Source organism: Cryobacterium frigoriphilum, assembly GCF_004403305.1.
GTDB lineage: Bacteria > Actinomycetota > Actinomycetes > Actinomycetales > Microbacteriaceae > Cryobacterium > Cryobacterium frigoriphilum.
This window is the reverse complement of sequence record NZ_SOHE01000019.1, coordinates 1-16,629: the sequence shown is the minus strand read 5'-3', so window position 1 is coordinate 16,629 and position 16,629 is coordinate 1. Positions and strand designations below refer to the sequence as shown.

Here is a 16,629-nt window from a genome sequence, read left to right as displayed (position 1 = left end):
GCTGCCGGCGCCGCCGCCGGCGCGGTAGCCCAGAGCCCGGGACGCACCGGCGGCGGCCTCGCGCACGCGCGCGCCGAGAACGTCGAGGTGCTCGCCGTCGAAGCGCTCCCGGGGCGTGGACACGCTCATCGCGGCGACCACCCGGCCGGAGTGGTCGAGAATGGCGGCGCCGACGCAGCAGATGCCGCGTTCGCCCTCCTCCAAATCGGTGCTGAAGCCCCGAGCGAGATCCTGCGCGAGGGTGGCCCGCAGGGAATCCCCGTCGAGGGGCTCGTCGCGCTGCAGGTCTGTCTCGCGCAGCACATCGGTGACCACCTCGTCGGACGAGTGCGCCAGAAGGGCCTTGCCGATCGCGGTGCTGAACGCGGGTCCGGTCGCGCCGATCCGTGAGACCATCCGCACCCGCTGGGTGCTGTCAATCTTGTCGATGTACACGATCTGCGACGACGCCAACACCCCGAGGTGGCAGGTCTCCGTGGTGTCGTCACGCAGCTGCACGAGAAAGGGTCGAGCCTCGGCGCGCACGTCGAGGCCCTCGAGAAAAGCCCCCGAGAGCACGAGCGTGGTCGCGCCGAGAGCCTGCAGGCCGCCGGTCGTCTCGCGCACCAGGTTGCGCTTGCGCAGCGTCGCGAGCAGGCGGTGTGCCGTGGTCATCGTGATCCGCGTCTCACGGCTGAGCTCGGCGAGGCCGATGCCCTCCGGATGCTCCGCGAGGGTCAGCATGATCGTCATCGCTCGATCCACCGCACCGAGACCCTCCGGGCCCTTGCGCTCCAGAGGTGCCGTGGCGCTGTCCGCTGTCGTCTCGCTCGCTGTATCACTCATCACTGTCCACTTTAGCGACGAGGATGAGGCCGCACCACGGCATCCTCTGTGCGCCGCGAACGAAAACTCTAGAACTTTGAGTTCTATTGCGGAATGGCCTTTCATTAGATAGGTTGGTGATTCAGATGTTGCACACAGCAGCAGGCGCCGGGGAACACGACAATTGCGTCTCCCCGCACTCACGCTCCACAGGGGAAGTAGACAATGACGTTCACCAAAATTGCCGGAATCAGCCTGACCGCACTCTTGTCGGTCACCGTGCTGGCCGGCTGCAGCCCGAGCACCGGCGACGGCACCGAGACCACCGTGCTCAAGGTCGCCTTCAACCAGGGTGAAGACCACCCGCAGTACGTCGCGATGGAAGCCCTCGGCGAGGCGCTCAGCGAGCGCACCGACGGCGCCTTCGAAATTCAGATGTTCCCGAACGAACTGCTCGGCAGCCAGCAGGAAACCATCGCCAACGTGCAGTCCGGCTCAATCGACATGTCGCTCATCGTGGGCAGCCTGCTCGAGAACGTGAACCCCGACTTCGTGGCCTTCAACCTGCCGTACGTCTTCGACTCGTCCGAACAGCAGATGTCGGTGCTCAACGACCCGGCCATCGTCGGCGACCTGTACGCCTCGATGGAAGACACCGGCATCACCGTGGCCGGCTCCTTCCACAGCGGCGTGCGCAACGTCTACACGAAGACGGGCCCGATCGAGACGCCCGCCGACCTGGCCGGGCAGAAAATCCGCGTGATCCAGAACGACACGATGACGACCATGATGAACCTGATGGGTGGCTCCGGCACCCCGATGGGTCAGGGTGATGTGTACACCGCGATCCAGTCCGGTGTGCTCGACGGCGGCGAGAACAACGAGCTCATCTATAACGGCTTGAAGCACGACGAGGTGGCGCCCTATTACGCCCGCACCAACCACCTCATGGTTCCCGACTACCTCGTGGTCAACACCGCTCTGCTCGCCGGCATGAGCGCCGAGCACCGCGCGATCTTCGAGGAAGAGTTCGCGGCGGCCGTTGAACTCGAGGTCGACCTGTGGAACGACAGCGAAGAGACCGCGATCACCGCGGCCGAAGCGGCCGGCGCCACGTTCAACGATGTGGACACCGACCTCTTCAAGGAGGCCGTTCAGCCGCTCGTCGACGACAAGCTCAGCGCCTCGTCCGTCGCCCAGGCCCTCTACGACTCCGTGCAGAACGCCGAGTAGCAGATGAAGATGCTCAAACGGATCATCGACAAGGTCCTCGAAGTGGTGTGCATCGCGCTCTTCGCCGGTCTCGTGCTGCTCGTGGTCTGGCAGGTGTTCACTCGTTTCGTGCTCAGCGCACCGAGCTCCTTCTCGGAGGAGCTGGCCACCTACGCCTTCGTCTGGCTGGTCATGTTCGGCACCGCCTACGTCTTCGGTGAACGCGGCCACATGGCCATGGACTTCGTGAAGAACAAGCTGCCGCTGCGCGTACGCACCGGCGCGAATGTGCTCATCGAAGTGCTCGTGCTCACCTTCGCGGCCCTCGTGATGGTGCGCGGCGGCTCGAGCTCGGCCTCGCTGGCCTGGGCGCAGGCCACCGGCTCGATCCAGATCCCTTTGGGCTATCTCTACCTCGCCCTGCCCATCAGCGGCGTGCTCATCATCTTCTACTCCGTCTACAACATTCTCGAGATCGTGCGACGGGCCCGCTCCGGCGAGCCCGAGGCCGAGTCCCTGGTGAAGGAGCCCCTTGTTTGACCTCGACTCCGCCACTCAGCTGGCGCTCATCCTCTTCATCGGGGTCGCCGTGCTGCTGGCCCTCGGTGCACCGATCGCGGTCAGCCTCGGCCTCGCCTCGGCGCTGGCGATGATGGCCGGACTCGGCTTCGACAACGGTGTGCAGACATCCGCCCAGCGAATGTTCACCGGCACCAGTTCGTTCACCCTCGTGGCGATCCCCTTCTTCATTTTGGCCGGCGTGATCATGAACAACGGCGGCATCTCGCGCCGGCTCGTCGACGCGGCCAAGGTGCTCACCGGGCGCCTGCCCGGCACCCTCGCCCACACCAATGTGATGGCCAACATGCTGTTCGGCTCGATCAGCGGCTCGGCGGTGGCCTCTGCGGCCGCTGTCGGCGGCACGATGGGCCCGATGCAGGCCAAAGAGGGCTACTCCCGCGAGTTCAGCGCCGCCACCAACATCGCGTCTGCCCCGAGCGGACTGCTGATCCCGCCGAGCAACACCCTGATCGTGTTCTCGTTGGTCAGCGGTGGAACGTCGATCGCGGCGCTGTTCGTGGCCGGTTATGTGCCCGGAATCCTCTGGGGCGTGGCCTGCATGGCCGTCGTCGCCGTGTACGCCCGTCGCAACAAGATCAAGGCCGACCCGCGGGTCTCGTTCCGCTTCGGGCTGAAGGTCGTGCTCGACGCCGTGCCGAGCCTGCTGCTGATCGTCATCGTCATCGGCGGCATCATCGGCGGCGTTTTCACCGCGACCGAGGGCTCGGCCGTGGCCGTGGTCTACTCGCTCATCCTGGCCTTCGTCTACAAGGCCGTGAAGATCAGCCATCTGCCCGGCATCCTGCTCGAATCCACGCGCATCACCGCGGTGGTGCTCGTGCTGATCGGCGTCTCGTCGATCATGAGCTGGGTCATGTCCTACGCCGGCATCCCCGACCTGATCGCGGGCAGCCTGTTGGGGCTCAGCGACAACATGATCATCATCTTCATCGTGATGAACCTGATTCTGCTCGCCGTGGGAACCTTCATGGATCCGACGCCCGCGGTGCTCATCTTCACCCCCATCTTTCTGCCCATCGCGATGGGCTTCGGAATGGACCCGGTGCACTTCGGCATCATGATGGTCTTCAACCTCTGCATCGGAACGATCACCCCGCCGGTGGGCCCGGTGCTTTTCGTCGGTGCCAGAATTGCGAACCTACGGATCGAAAGTGTGATTCGCGGTCTGCTGCCGTTCTTCGCGGTGCTCGTGGCCCTGCTCATGTTCGTCACGTTCGTTCCCGAGCTGTCGCTGTGGCTGCCGCGGCTCGCCGGTCTGATGCCCTAATCGGCACGAAGGAGATACACCGTGAGGGACACCAAATATCGCCGCGTGGCCGCAGGCCTGCGCCGCTCGTTCGCCGGGCAGCCAGACGGCAGTCGGCTGCCGTCGGAGAAAGACCTCGCCCGCGAATACGCCGTGAGCCTGATGACCATCCGTCGAGCGTTCGAGGTACTCGACGACGAAGGCTTCGTGAACCGCATCGTGGGGCGCGGCACCTTCGTGCAGCGCCGCATCGTGGCCAAGGGTGACTCGCTCACCTCGTTCTCCGAAGACATGCGGATGCGCGGCCTCGAGCCCTCGACCCGCGTCATCGGCATCGAGGTGCTGGCGGCGCCGGATGCGGTCAGTCGGGACCTGCGGCTGCACACGGCCGAGAAGGTGGTCACCATTGAACGCCTGCGCCTCGCCGACGGCGAGCCGATGTGCCTCGAGGTCGCGCACCTGCCGGCCCGATTCGCGCCGGTTCTCGACCATGGCGACCTCAACGGGTCGCTGCACGCGCTGCTCGCCGCGAGCGGCACCGTCATCCTCACCGGAACCCGGCGCATCCGTGCCGTGCTCGCCGGCGATCGCGCCTGCGGGCTGCTCGGTCTGGCCGGCACCGCGCCGGCGCTGCAGGTCGTGCAGGTCTTCTTCGACGCGCAGGGGAGGCCGGTGCAGCGCTCCAGTTCGCTGTACCGAGCGGACCGCTACGAGGCCTTCTCTCGGGTGCGCCGGCCCGACCTGCCGCCGACGGATGCCACGGACTGACCGGCCCTTCCGGTTGCGCTGAACACCGGTTGCGCTGACAGCATGCGCGGCCGGTCGTCTCGACGACGACCATTTTCTCTGTGGAAGATGCTTCCACAATCATGTTTATCGATTTATCGTGAAAGGCAGAAACCATGCAGGCTGCGACCTACACCGGAAACGGTGCCATTACCCTCAGCGAGGCGGAGCCGCAGGCCCCCGGCGCCGGCCAGGTGCAGATCGCCGTCGTCTACACCGGCATCTGCGGCACCGACCTGCACGTGTTACACGGCGCGATGGATGCCCGCGTCACCTTCCCGGCCGTGCTCGGCCACGAGATGAGCGGCGTGATCGCCGCCCTCGGCGACGGCGTCACCGACTGGGCCGTGGGTGACCACGTCACCGTCATGCCCCTCGACTGGTGCGGCGACTGCCCCGCCTGCCGGGCCGGCAACCAGCACATCTGCCAGAACCTGAACTTCATCGGCATCGACTCGCCCGGTTCGCTGCAGGCCAGCTGGACCGTGCCCGCGGACACGCTCGTGCGGTTGCCCGCCGACCTGCGCCTCGACTACGCCGCCCTCGTCGAGCCCTCGGCCGTGGCCGTGCACGATGTGCGCCGCTCCGGACTCGTGCCCGGCGAGAAGGTCGTCGTGATCGGCGGCGGCCCGATCGGCGTGCTGATCGCCACAACGGCCCGGCACTTCGGCGGCGAGGTCGTCGTGATCGAACTCGACGCGACCCGCCGCGCGGCGATCGCGGACCTCGGCTTCACCGTGCTCGACCCGATCGCGGTCGACCAGGTGGAGTGGGTGACGGAGTGGACCGCGGGCGCCGGGGCGGATGTCGTCTTCGAGGTCTCGGGGGCGGCATCCGCCGTGCTCGGCGCGACCGCGCTCGCGAAGGTGCGCGGCCGACTCGTGGTCGTGGCCATCCACCCGACACCGCGGCCCATCGACCTGCAGCGCCTGTTCTGGCGGGAGCTCACCATCATCGGCGCCCGCGTCTACGAGCGGGTCGACTTCGAAACGGCCGTCGAACTCGTGGCCGCCGGCGTGATTCCAGCGAGCCTGCTGATCACCCGGATCGAACCCCTCGACCGCACCGCCGCCGCCTTCGCCGCTCTCGGCGCCGGCGACGCCCTCAAGATTCTGATCGACTGCCAGGCGGCACCGACCGCCCCCGACGACCTGTCCGCACTGACCTCGACCCCCGCTGGAGCATCCAAATGAGCACCAATCCGTACCTGAACGCCTTCGATCTGACCGGACAGGTCGCCGTCGTCACCGGCGCGCGCCGCGGCATCGGGCTCGCCATGGCGGAGGGCCTTGCGGCCGCCGGCGCCGACATCATCGGAGTCAGCGCCCACCTCGAAGCCACCGGCAGCGAGGTCGCCCGCCGGGTCGAAGCCCTCGGACGCACCTTCACCCCCTTTCAGGTCGACTTCGCCGACCGCGCCGCCGTCACCGCCCTCGGCACCGAACTCGCCGGGCGCGGGGTCGACATCCTCGTCAACAACGCCGGCACCATCAAGCGTGCCCCCGCCGCCGTGCACTCCGACGAGTTCTGGGACGAAGTGATCGCCGTCAACCTCTCCTCACAGTTCGTGCTGAGCCGCGCCGTCGGCGCGGCCATGGTCGAACGCGGCCGCGGAAAGATCATCTTCACCGCCTCGCTGCTCAGCTTTCAGGGCGGCGTGACCGTTCCCGGCTACGCGGCGGCGAAGTCGGGCATTGCCGGGCTCGTCAAGGCGCTCTCCAACGAGTGGGCCGGCAGCGGCGTCAACGTGAACGCGATCGCCCCCGGCTACATCGCGACCGACAACACCCAGGCCCTGCAAGACGACGAAAACCGTTCCCGCTCGATTCTCGAGCGCATCCCGGCCGGCCGCTGGGGACAGGCCTCCGACCTCGCCGGCGCGACGGTGTTTCTGGCCAGCCCGGCCTCAAACTACGTCAACGGCGTCACCCTGCCCGTCGACGGCGGATGGCTCGGCCGATGATCGCCCCCACGACCGGCGTGCACCCCATGCTCGCCCGGCTCGAACAGATCGGCATCGTGCCGGTCGTCGTCATGGACGACGACGCCCACGCCCTCGACCTCGCCGACGCCCTCGTGGCCGGCGGCCTGCCCGTCGCCGAGATCACCCTCCGCACCGCGGCCAGCATGCGCGCCATCGAGCGGATGTCCGCCCGCGGTGACATTCTGGTCGGCGCCGGCACCGTACTCAGTGCCGAGCAGGTCGATCGGGCGGTGGATGCCGGGGCGAGCTTCGTCGTGAGTCCCGGCTACAGCGCATCCGTCGTCGACCGCTGCCGGCACCACGGAGTCGCCGTGCTGCCCGGCATTGCGACCGCGACCGAGCTGCAGGCCGCGCTCGTGAACGGTCTCGACCGGGTGAAGTTCTTTCCCGCCGGCAAGCTCGGCGGCCGCCCGATGATCGAAACCCTCGCCGAACCGTTTCCGGCGGTGCGGTTCATGCCGAGCGGTGGTGTGCGGCCGGAGAACGTGGCCGACTACCTCGCAAGTCCCGCCGTCTTCGCGGCCGGCGGCAGCTGGATGGCCACCCGGCAGCTCATCGCCGACGGCGGCTTCGACGAGATCGTGCGGCTCTGCCGCGAGTCGGCGCAGATCGTGGCCGGGGTGCGCCCGAGCGGGCTCGGGGCGCGGCCGTGACCCTGCCCGAGATTCGGCCGGCGTCGGCGTGCCGCTTCGATGCGGTCTCGCTCGGCGAGGTCATGCTGCGGCTCGACCCGGGGGAGGGGCGCATCCGCACCGCGCGCAGCTTCACCGTCTGGGAGGGCGGCGGCGAATACAACGTGGCGCGCGGGCTGTCGCGCACGTTCGGTCTGCGGACATCCGTCGTCACCGCCCTGGTCGACAACGAACTCGGGCGCCTCACCGAGAACCTGATTCTGGCCGGCGGCGTCGATACCTCACTGATTCAGTGGCGCGACTTCGACGGCGTGGGCCGCGAGGTGCGCAACGCGCTCAACTTCGTGGAGCGGGGTTTCGGGCTGCGCGGCGCCATGGGCGTCTCCGACCGGGGACACAGCGCCGCGTCGCAACTCACCCCCGCGGGCGTCGACTGGGATCACCTCTTCGGCACGCTCGGGGTGCGCTGGCTGCACACCGGCGGCATCTTCGCCGGGCTGTCCGAGTCGAGCGCCGAGACGGCGATGGCCGCGATGACGGCGGCCCGCAGGCACGGCACCCTCGTGTCGGTCGACCTCAACTTCAGGCCGAGCCTGTGGGCGAACGGAGCGGATGCCGACGGCACCGATTCCCGGCGCGCCCGCCGCGTTTTCACCGAACTCGCCGAGCACGCCGACGTGCTGATCGGCGGCAGCACCGACTTCACCGACCGTCTGGGCATCGCCGACCCGGTGCTCGACGGCGCGGGCACGGGCACCGCGGCCGCCGACCGGCTCGACCTGCTCGCGCAGCGCGTGCTCGAGCGGTTCACCGGGGTGTCGGTGGTCGCGTCGACCGTGCGCCGCGTGGTGTCGGCATCCGTCAATGATTGGAGCGTGGTCGCGCACGACCGCACCGGGGCGCGGATCGCGTCGACGCGTTACGACGGCCTCGAGATTCTGGACCGGGTCGGCGGCGGCGACGGATTCGTCTCCGGTTTGGCATACGCCCTGCTCGCGGGGCTGCCGCTCGATGTGGCCGTGAACTACGGCACCGCCCACGGAGCGCTCGCGATGACGACCCCCGGTGACAACTCGATGGCGACCCTCGCCGAGGTCGCGGCGCTCGTCTCGGGGGCCGGCTCACACGTCACCCGGTAGCCTCACAGAACTGGCCCGTGTGGCCACATGCAGTCAGCATGTGGCCACACGGGCCAGTTCTCGCTGTGCGAATCAGCGCAGGTCGGCGGGCTGCACGTGATCCATGTCGTCGAAGGCCTTGTTCTCGCCGGCCATCGCCCAGACGAAGCTGTAGCTGCCGGTGCCGAAGCCGCTGTGCAGCGACCAGCTCGGGGAGATGACGGCCTGCTGGTTCGCCACGATCAGGTGGCGGCTCTCGGTGGGCTCGCCCATCAGGTGCACCACGCGGTGCTCGGCGGCGACGTCGAAGTAGAGATAGCACTCGGTTCGGCGGTCGTGGGTGTGGGCGGGCATGGTGTTCCACATGCTGCCGGTGCGAAGAACGGTGACGCCCATCACCACCTGGCAGCTCTGCACGCCGTTCGCGTGGATGTACTGGTTGATGGTGCGCTCGTTCGAGGTCGTGCTCGAGCCCAGCTCGCGCACGGTGCCCTCGCCGGCGCGCACCAGCGTGGTCGGATACGCGGTGTGCGCGGTCGCGCTGAACACGTAGAACGCGGCCGGAGCTGTGCCGTCGGTGCTCGCGAACTCGACGTCGACGACGCCTCGACCCACATACAGGCAGGCGCCCTTGTCGAGTGCGTACGCGGTGCCATCGACCGTGATGGTTCCGGCGCCGCCGACGTTGACGATACCGGCCTCGCGGTTTTCGAAGAAGGTCTCGGTGCGCAGGGCATCGAAGCTCGTCAAGCGGATGCTGCCCGTCACCGGCCGTGCCCCGGCGAGTACCACGCGGTCCTCGTGGGTATAGGTGGCCCGCAGCTCGTCGTCGGCGAACAGGTCCTCGACCAGGTAGTTCGCGCGCAGGGCGGCCGTGTCGAAGGTCGTGATCTGGGCCGGGTTCGTGGAGTGTCGCAGCTGCATTGGTGGTCCCTCTCGAAAGTTGCATAGTGGTGGGCGCTAATTCGGAAGCCCATTCCACTTTCTAGTGTAGACGAGGACGGGCCGCGGTGGGGCCGTGGGGACGAGGGAGGCGGGCAGGCGGGCGGGTTAGGGTCGAGGAACCGTTTCCGGCCACGGATGCGCGCAACCGGAAGGCCCCGCATGTCCACTCCCCGCACCGCCACCAGCCCGGCCGCCCCGCTCACCCGCGCCGAGGTGCTCGCCCTGCCCAAGGTCGAACTGCACCTGCACATTGAGGGAACACTCGAGCCCGAGCTGATTCTGCGGCTGGCCGAGCGCAACGGCATCCGCTTGCCCTATGCCGACCTCGACGATCTGCGGGCACGGTACGAGTTCACCGACCTGCAGTCGTTTCTCAACCTGTACTACGCCAATATGGCGGTGCTGCAGACGGCGGAAGACTTCGCCGACCTGACCCGCGCGTACCTCGCGCGGGCGCAGCAGGCGGGGGTGCGGCACGCGGAGGTGTTTCTCGACCCGCAGGCGCACACCGTGCGCGGGGTCGCGCTCGCGACCTGCGTCAGCGGCGTCGCCGACGTGCTCGAGCAGAGCGAGGCCGAGTTCGGCATGACGAGCGCGCTGATCGTCACATTTTTGCGCGACCGGCCGGCCGCGGAGGCGCTCGCCGTGCTCACGGAGCTCATTGAGATGGAGGCGCCGATCGAGGGGATCGGGCTGGACTCGGCGGAGGTGGGGCATCCGCCGGTCGATTTCGAGGAGGTGTTCGCGCTCGCCCGCGCGCACGGCCTCGAGTGCGTCGCTCACGCCGGCGAGGAGGGGCCGCCAGAGTACGTCTGGCAGGCGCTCACCCTGCTGCAGGTCGCCAGGGTCGACCACGGCATCCGCAGCCTCGAGGACGACGCGCTCGTGAGCCACCTGGTCGAGCGCCAGATCGCGCTCACCGTCTGCCCGTTCTCGAACGTGCGCCTGCGCGTCGTCGATACCCTCGCCGACCATCCGCTGCCGGCCATGCTCGCGCGCGGGCTCGCGGTGACGGTGAATTCGGATGATCCCGCCTACTTCGGCGGGTATCTCGACGATAATTTTCAGGCGCTCGTGACGACCTTCGGGCTGGGCGCGACCGAGCTCGCCACGCTGTCGCGCAACGCGGTGCTGGCCGCGTTCCTGACCGAAGAGCAGCGTGAGCCGCTGCTCGTGGCAATCGAGGAGTGGCAGGCAGTGGTGGCCTGAGCGGTGGCGGGCGGCAGCGGCTCGAGCCGCCCGGCCCGTACCATTCGACGGAAATTGCCGCTCAGCGACGTTTCTGCAGCCGACAAACCTGCATTTCGCGGCTGAATACCGTCGAACGGTACGGGGGTGGCGTGCGTCGGCGCCCGGGTGGGGAGACATCCGCTGCCCGAATGTTGCGCAACGCACGACCGCTAGGCTTCGCCTATGAAGATATCTGTGATTGGCTGCGGCTACCTCGGTGCCGTGCACGCGTCGGCGATGGCCGAGCTCGGGCACGACGTGATCGGCATTGACGTCGACGCGAACAAGATCGCCCTGCTCGCCGAGGGGCGCCCACCGTTCTTCGAGCCCGGGCTGCCCGAGGTGCTGACGAGCGCGCGGGATTCCGGTCGCCTGCGCTTCAGCACCAATATTGCGGACGCCGCCGGCGCGCAGGTGCACTTCGTCGCCGTCGGCACCCCGCAGAAGCCGGGCAGCTACAGCGCCGACCTCACCTACGTCGACGCCGCGATCGAGGGCCTGCTGCCCTATCTCAACGATGGCGACCTCGTCGTGGGCAAGAGCACCGTGCCGGTCGGCACCGCCGCCCGGCTGAGCGACCTGATCGTGGCGAGCGGCCGCGGAGCGACCCTCGCCTGGAACCCCGAGTTTCTGCGCGAGGGCTTCGCCGTGCAGGACACAATCAGCCCCGACCGCCTCGTCTACGGTGTTGCGCCTGGCGCTCCCGGCGAGCACGCCGTCGCCCTGCTGAACGAGATCTACGCCACCGCGCTCGCCGCCGACACCCCGCTCGTCATCACCGACTTCGCTACCGCCGAACTCGTCAAGGTCGCCGCGAACGCCTTTCTCGCGACCAAGATCAGCTTCATCAACGCGATGGCCGAAATTGCCGAGGTCACCGGTGCCGACGTGACGCAGCTCGCGGATGCCATCGGCTACGACGCCCGCATCGGCCGCCGGTTTCTGGGCGCCGGCGTCGGCTTCGGCGGCGGCTGCCTACCGAAGGACATCCGCGCCTTCACCGCTCGCGCCGAGGAACTCGGCCGCGGCGAGTCGGTCGCGTTCCTGAAAGAGATGGACGCCATCAACCTGCGCCGACGCCAGCGCGTCGTGGACCTGACCGTGGCGTCGCTGTCGCGCCCCGTGCACCAGGCCAAGGTCGCCGTGCTCGGCCTCAGCTTCAAGCCGCACTCCGACGACGTGCGGGACTCGCCGGCCCTCGACGTAGCGGTTCAGCTGCGCGGTCTCGGCGCCGAGGTCGTGGCGATCGATCCGCAGGCCATCGAGAATGCGCGGGCGCGGCATCCGCAGCTGACCTATTCGGACTCCCTCGAGGAGACGCTGCGCGGCGCCGACGCGATCGTGCACGTCACCGAGTGGCCCGAATACCGCGAACTCGACCCCGTGTGGGCGGCGACGCTCGTGCGCAACCGGCTCGTGATCGACGGGCGTAACTCGTACGACTCCGCGGTGTGGCGCGCGGCCGGCTGGGAGTACAAGGGAATGGGCAAGCCCTAGCGGATGCCGCCCGCGTGGCGAAAACAGGATGAATTGCCTAGCTGTCGGCGAATGCAGGACGATTTGGGCGTTTTTCGGCGTCGCGTCCTGCATTCGCCACGCGTGCGGGGCGCGCTCGCGGTTTCTGCGCGGCGGCATCCGCTGCCGAATAGTGGCGGAGTCAGTGCGCGCGCACCAGGCCGCCATCGACGCGCAGCTGCGTGCCCGTGACGTAGGAGGCGCCCTCGCCGGCGAGGAACGTGACCACGGCGGCGTACTCCTCGGGGCGGCCGTAGCGTCCCAGCGGAATCGTGGCCTCGGAGCGGATACGAGCCGCCTCCGCTGACAGCCCGGCGTGCGCGGCGACCGAGCGGTCGAGGGATGCGACCCGGTCGGTGTCGATGCGGCCCGGGATCACCATGTTGACGGTGACGCCGTCGGCGGCGACCTCTGCGGCGAGCGTCTTCAGGTAGCCGGCGAGGCCGGCGCGGGCCATGTTCGACAGGGCGAGGCCCGGGATCGGCTGCTGCACACCGCTGGATCCGACCGAGAGGATGCGTCCCCAGCCGCGCTCGCGCATGCCCGGCAGCACCAGCCGGGTGAGCCGAATCTGCTGCAGCAGCAGCGTGTGCACTGCGGCCAGCACCTGATCGTCGGTGACATTTTCGGCATTCTCGTGGGGAGGTCCGCCGCCGTTCAGCACGAGGATGTCGATGGGACCGAACCGCGCGGTCGCTGCGGCGACCAGGTCGGCGGGGGCGGCATCCGCTGCCAAATCGAGGGCGATGCCGAGCGCGTTCGGCAGCCGCGCGGCCTCGGCCTCAACCAGGTCGGTGCGCCGGCCGCACAGCACCACGTTGGCGCCTTCGGCCGAGAGCGCTCGGGCGATGGCGAGTCCGAGGCCCGAGCTGCTGCCGGGGATGAGGGCTGTCTTGCCGTGCAACTGCAGGTCCATGAGGCCTCTTTCGGGCTTAGAGCAGGTCGGCGTGGTGAGCGGATGCCACGTTCGGGTGGGCGCGCAGGCGGTAGCGCAGCGCGTTGTCGCCGTAGGTGGTCGGCAAGATGGGGCTGTCGGTCGGGTCGACGGAGAGGCCGCGGGCCTTGCCGGAGAGTTCTTCGGGCAGCTGCAGGCGCGGCATCACGGTGTCGAGTGCGGGGTTGAAGAAGAAGGGGACCGAGATGCGGTCGGAGCCGTCGACGGGCGAAAAGACGCGGTGCAGGGTGGCCTTGAGGTAGCCATCCGTCGCCAGCTCGAGCATTTCGCCGATGTTCACGACGAAGGCGTTCTCGAGGGGCGGAGCGTCGATCCACTCGCCGTCATGCTCGACCTGCAGGCCGTCCTTGCCTGGCTCGACGAGCAGCAGGGTGAGAACACCGCCGTCGCGGTGCTCGCCGACCCCCTGGGCGCGTTCGGGCTGGCCGGGGTAACGCACGATCTTGGTCAGCAGGAACGGATTCGACGCGAAGGCCGCGTCGAAGACGTCTTCGGGGGATCCGAGGGCGAGGGCCCAGGCGCGCAGCAGGCGCAGCGCGATGCGGCTGAGCTCGGTGTTCCAGCGCAGAGCGACGGCCTCGAGTTCGGGCAGCGACTCGGGCCAGAGGTTCGGGCCCTCGAGGCGCCAGTAATCGGGGGTGCCGGGTGCTCGAGTGACCTCGGGGCGGTCGACGCCGATGTCGATCTGTTCGCGCCAGTCGACGGCGTTCGCGGTGAGTTCCCCGCCGACGCGGGTGTAGCCGCGAAACTGCGGGCTATGGATGTTTTCGAGGGCGAGTTTCTGCTCGTCGGGCAGGTCGAAGAACTCGCGGGAGACGCGCAGCAGCTCGGCCGTGAGATTGGGGTCGACCCCGTGCCCGGTCAGGTAGAAGAACCCGACCTCGTGGGTGACCCGCAGCAGTTCGGAGCGAAACCGCGCGGCCGCCTCGACTCCGGCGTCGAGCTGCGAAAAATCGAGGACGGGAAGAGTTGACATGTCTCAACTGTGCCACTTTTTTTGGGGATGCTCGTGTGAGGGGGCCCCGCGGAAGAAGAAGCGCAGCTGGCGGTTAGGGGCGCGGGGTGAAGTGGCCGGGCCAGTCGGCGGCGCGGATGCGAGCGATCTCGCGGATCGGGCCGAGGGTGCCCCACTCATCGAGACCGAGCCGGGACAGCGGGTCGAGCAGCTCGATGCGCGGGTGCACGCCGTCGAGCACGCCGGCGTCGACGACCGCGTGCGTGACCTCCCCGAAGACGAGCGTGCAATCGCCCATCGGGATGGTGCGGTGCAGTCGGCACTCGAGCGCGGTCGGCGATTCGCGCACGCGCTGGGACCGCACCGTGCGGCTCGCCTCCCGGGTCAGACCGGCCCGGTCGAATTCGCTCACGTCGGCCGCGAAATTGGTGCCGGTCGCATTGATCTGCTCGAACAGGCTCGCGGGGCTGAAATTCACCACAAAGTCGCCCGTCGCCTCAATGTTGCGCAGGGTGTCCTTTTCACCGACCGAGGTGAACATGATGATCGGCGGCGAAACGGATGCGACGGTAAAGAAAGAATGCGGCGCCAGATTATCCACGCCCACGGCAGAGACACTCGAGACCCAGGCGATCGGCCGCGGCACAATCACCGAGGTGAGTAAGCGGTAGAACTCCCGCGGCGGCATCTGGTTCGGTTCGAAGTCTGTTCGCACCGCCTCAGAATAACAACCGCAATTGTGCTCTGGCTGGCCGTGCTAATCGGTCACGGCGGAACGGTACTTCTCCAGCTGCACGGCCGCAATGCGACCCTTGTCGCTGACCGTCTCGCCCTGAGCCCGCAGCCAGTCGCGGGCGGCCGCGAGGTCGGTGCGGCGCTGGGTCGTCGACGTCGAACGCGTCCCGGCGGTGCGTGATGCGGCCGTGCGCGACGCGGCCGCCCGGGCCACCCGGCGGGCGTTCTCCACGAAGGGCCGCATGGTGTCGCGCATTTCCTGCGCATTCGCGGCACTTAAATCAATGTCATAGTTCACGCCCTCAAAGCCGAAACGAATGGTCTCGTTCGCCTCCGAACCGTCCAGATCATCAACAAAGAGTTTGACAAGTTTTTGCGACACTATGAGCTCCCTTATCTCGGCTAACGGGGTGAGTTTAGTGAAGCGGTTCTCCCTTCTCACCCCCTGTTCTTAGCGGGATGTTTATGGTTTGATATCTTTCGCATATTCCGGCGCCGCGCATCCGCTTGTGCCCGCGCGAACAGGGGGGTTTGCGGCGCTCGCGCTTTCACTATTCTGTCGTCGGGGGACGACTTGCGTTGGGCTGCGCCGGGGGATTGGGCAGCGCATGACGCGAACCGACACCCTCCACTTACCCAACCGGAGGACACTTCTCATGCGCACACCCAGCGTTCGCACTCGCCGCATCATGACCATGACCGTCGCGCCCGTCGCCATTCTGGTGGCCGGCCTGATGGTCTGGCAGGGATCCAACGCGGCCTTCACCGCGAGCACCCGCAACTCCGACAACAACTGGAGCACCGGCTCCGTCGCCCTCGTCGACGACGACGGCGGAACCGCGGCCTTTCAGGTCACCAACCTCAAGCCCGGCGCGACCGGCACGAAGTGCATCGTCGTGACGGCATCGTCGAGCCTGGCGGGCGTCGTGCGCCCCCACGTCAGCAACCTGTCGCTGTCGGGCCGCGGACTGGCCGAGCGCGTCACGCTCACGCTCGAGCGCGGCACCGGCGGCTCGTTCAGCGACTGCACGGGCTTCGTCGCCACCGAGACGTCGCTGCCTGCCGCGTCGCTCAAGACGCTGGCCGACAACAACTCGAGCTTCGCCACCGGCGGTTTGCCTTGGTCGACGGCCGGCGTCAGCACGGGAGAGTCCCAGACCTACCGCGGCACCTGGGCCTTCAACACGACCGGCATGACGCAGCTGGAAATCGATGCCCTGCAGGGATCGCAGACCAGCATCGACCTCGTCTGGGAACTGCAGAACAGCTAGCCTGCCGCATCGTTTCATGACCGAGCTCGCACCCGCACAAGTCGGCGTCGCCGCCACACCCCCAGCCGTCACGCTTCGTGACGGCTGGGGGTGGTTCGTGCTGTCGCTTCTCGCCCACGGCTACCTGGTCTTCGTCGCGGCGCTCGCCGCGTGCGCGCTCGTGCCCCTGCTGGCCGGGCTCACCGGCGCGGTCGTGCTGAGCAGCTCGATGGAGCCGCATATTTCCCCCGGTGATGTGGTGCTCTCGCAGCCCTATTCAACGGATGATCCGGCACCGCTGGGCCGCGTCGTCACCTTCGAGGCCCCGACCGGATCGGCCAGGCCTGGCCCGGTACTGCACCGGGTGGTGGGAGTGAACGACGACGACGGCTCCCTGATCACCCGGGGCGATGCGAATGCGGATGCCGACAGCGCGCCGCTCGCTCGGCTGGACATTCTGAGCACGGCGCGATTGCTCGTGCCGTGGGTGGGGTTGCCGTCGTACTGGCTGAAAGCCGGACTGCTCGCGCCGCTGCTGGTCTGGCTCGTGCTGACCGCGGCCGCGATCGCGGTCGAAGCGGCGAGCGTGGGGCGAGGCCGCGCGCAGCGGGGCGACGATGAGCGGCCGCGCGGGCCATGGCTGCCGCGGCGTGCCAGCTCGCGCGACGGGTTGTGGCGGC

The 16,629-nt window shown here is 68.3% G+C and carries 18 protein-coding genes; 12 read left to right on the top strand and 6 right to left on the bottom strand.

Going from position 1 to position 16,629, the window contains the following annotated elements; translation table 11 throughout:
• Positions 1 to 825 (bottom strand): IclR family transcriptional regulator (locus tag E3T55_RS05225; RefSeq protein ID WP_166791685.1); only part of this gene is annotated, 825 nt, incomplete at its 3' end.
• Between the two features lie 204 nt (positions 826 to 1,029).
• Here E3T55_RS05225 and E3T55_RS05220 point away from each other — a divergent pair.
• The 8 genes from E3T55_RS05220 (at position 1,030) to E3T55_RS05185 (ending at position 8,385) form a co-directional block, all read left to right on the top strand.
• Positions 1,030 to 2,037, top strand: a complete 1,008-nt coding sequence (locus E3T55_RS05220; protein WP_134518525.1) for a TRAP transporter substrate-binding protein — start codon at positions 1,030 to 1,032, stop codon at positions 2,035 to 2,037.
• 3 nt (positions 2,038 to 2,040) lie between these two features.
• On the top strand, positions 2,041 to 2,556 hold the full coding sequence (locus tag E3T55_RS05215; protein ID WP_134518524.1) for a TRAP transporter small permease: 516 nt from the start codon (positions 2,041 to 2,043) through the stop codon (positions 2,554 to 2,556).
• The gene (locus tag E3T55_RS05210; protein WP_174775432.1) at positions 2,549 to 3,865 is read left to right on the top strand and encodes a TRAP transporter large permease; all 1,317 of its coding nucleotides are present in this window, start codon (positions 2,549 to 2,551) and stop codon (positions 3,863 to 3,865) included. Before E3T55_RS05215 ends, E3T55_RS05210 begins: the two co-directional genes overlap by 8 nt.
• Positions 3,866 to 3,886: 21 nt before the next feature.
• On the top strand, positions 3,887 to 4,612 hold the full coding sequence (locus E3T55_RS05205; protein ID WP_134518523.1) for a GntR family transcriptional regulator: 726 nt from the start codon (positions 3,887 to 3,889) through the stop codon (positions 4,610 to 4,612).
• A gap of 134 nt (positions 4,613 to 4,746) precedes the next feature.
• Complete coding sequence (locus tag E3T55_RS05200) at positions 4,747 to 5,823, top strand: zinc-dependent alcohol dehydrogenase (RefSeq protein WP_134518522.1); 1,077 nt, start codon at positions 4,747 to 4,749, stop codon at positions 5,821 to 5,823.
• Complete coding sequence (locus tag E3T55_RS05195; protein WP_174775431.1) at positions 5,820 to 6,593, top strand: SDR family oxidoreductase; 774 nt, start codon at positions 5,820 to 5,822, stop codon at positions 6,591 to 6,593. The genes E3T55_RS05200 and E3T55_RS05195 overlap by 4 nt, the downstream gene beginning before the upstream one ends.
• Entirely contained in the window at positions 6,590 to 7,267 is a 678-nt protein-coding gene (locus E3T55_RS05190) for a bifunctional 4-hydroxy-2-oxoglutarate aldolase/2-dehydro-3-deoxy-phosphogluconate aldolase (protein WP_241992879.1), read from the top strand. Before E3T55_RS05195 ends, E3T55_RS05190 begins: the two co-directional genes overlap by 4 nt.
• A complete protein-coding gene (locus E3T55_RS05185; protein WP_134518521.1) occupies positions 7,264 to 8,385 on the top strand; it encodes a sugar kinase in 1,122 nt (373 codons plus the stop codon). The genes E3T55_RS05190 and E3T55_RS05185 overlap by 4 nt, the downstream gene beginning before the upstream one ends.
• 72 nt (positions 8,386 to 8,457) lie before the next feature.
• Here E3T55_RS05185 and kduI read toward each other — a convergent pair whose 3' ends face one another.
• On the bottom strand, positions 8,458 to 9,288 hold the full coding sequence (gene kduI / locus E3T55_RS05180; RefSeq protein WP_134518520.1) for a 5-dehydro-4-deoxy-D-glucuronate isomerase: 831 nt from the start codon (positions 9,286 to 9,288) through the stop codon (positions 8,458 to 8,460).
• 180 nt (positions 9,289 to 9,468) lie between these two features.
• Here kduI and E3T55_RS05175 point away from each other — a divergent pair, with 180 nt between their 5' ends.
• A complete protein-coding gene (locus E3T55_RS05175) occupies positions 9,469 to 10,518 on the top strand; it encodes an adenosine deaminase (RefSeq protein WP_134518519.1) in 1,050 nt (349 codons plus the stop codon).
• Positions 10,519 to 10,722: 204 nt separating this feature from the next.
• Positions 10,723 to 12,036 carry a UDP-glucose dehydrogenase family protein gene (locus E3T55_RS05170; RefSeq protein WP_134518518.1) on the top strand — a complete coding sequence of 438 codons (1,314 nt, stop codon included), beginning with the start codon at positions 10,723 to 10,725 and terminating at the stop codon, positions 12,034 to 12,036.
• 160 nt (positions 12,037 to 12,196) lie between these two features.
• Here E3T55_RS05170 and E3T55_RS05165 read toward each other — a convergent pair whose 3' ends face one another.
• The 4 genes from E3T55_RS05165 to E3T55_RS05150 all read right to left on the bottom strand — a co-directional run bounded on the left by E3T55_RS05165 (position 12,197) and on the right by E3T55_RS05150 (position 15,081).
• Positions 12,197 to 12,970 (bottom strand): SDR family oxidoreductase, encoded by a 774-nt coding sequence (locus E3T55_RS05165; protein WP_134518517.1) that lies wholly within the window; start codon positions 12,968 to 12,970, stop codon positions 12,197 to 12,199.
• Positions 12,971 to 12,986: 16 nt separating this feature from the next.
• Entirely contained in the window at positions 12,987 to 13,985 is a 999-nt protein-coding gene (locus tag E3T55_RS05160) for an isopenicillin N synthase family dioxygenase (protein WP_134518516.1), read from the bottom strand.
• Positions 13,986 to 14,058: 73 nt separating this feature from the next.
• The gene (locus tag E3T55_RS05155) at positions 14,059 to 14,679 is read right to left on the bottom strand and encodes a flavin reductase family protein (protein WP_174775430.1); all 621 of its coding nucleotides are present in this window, start codon (positions 14,677 to 14,679) and stop codon (positions 14,059 to 14,061) included.
• A 42-nt stretch (positions 14,680 to 14,721) separates the two neighbouring features.
• A complete protein-coding gene (locus tag E3T55_RS05150; protein WP_134518515.1) occupies positions 14,722 to 15,081 on the bottom strand; it encodes a histone-like nucleoid-structuring protein Lsr2 in 360 nt (119 codons plus the stop codon).
• Between the two features lie 274 nt (positions 15,082 to 15,355).
• Here E3T55_RS05150 and E3T55_RS05145 point away from each other — a divergent pair, with 274 nt between their 5' ends.
• A complete protein-coding gene (locus E3T55_RS05145) occupies positions 15,356 to 15,970 on the top strand; it encodes a hypothetical protein (protein ID WP_134518514.1) in 615 nt (204 codons plus the stop codon).
• Between the two features lie 16 nt (positions 15,971 to 15,986).
• Positions 15,987 to 16,629 (top strand): signal peptidase I (locus E3T55_RS05140; RefSeq protein WP_166791684.1); only part of this gene is annotated, 643 nt, incomplete at its 3' end.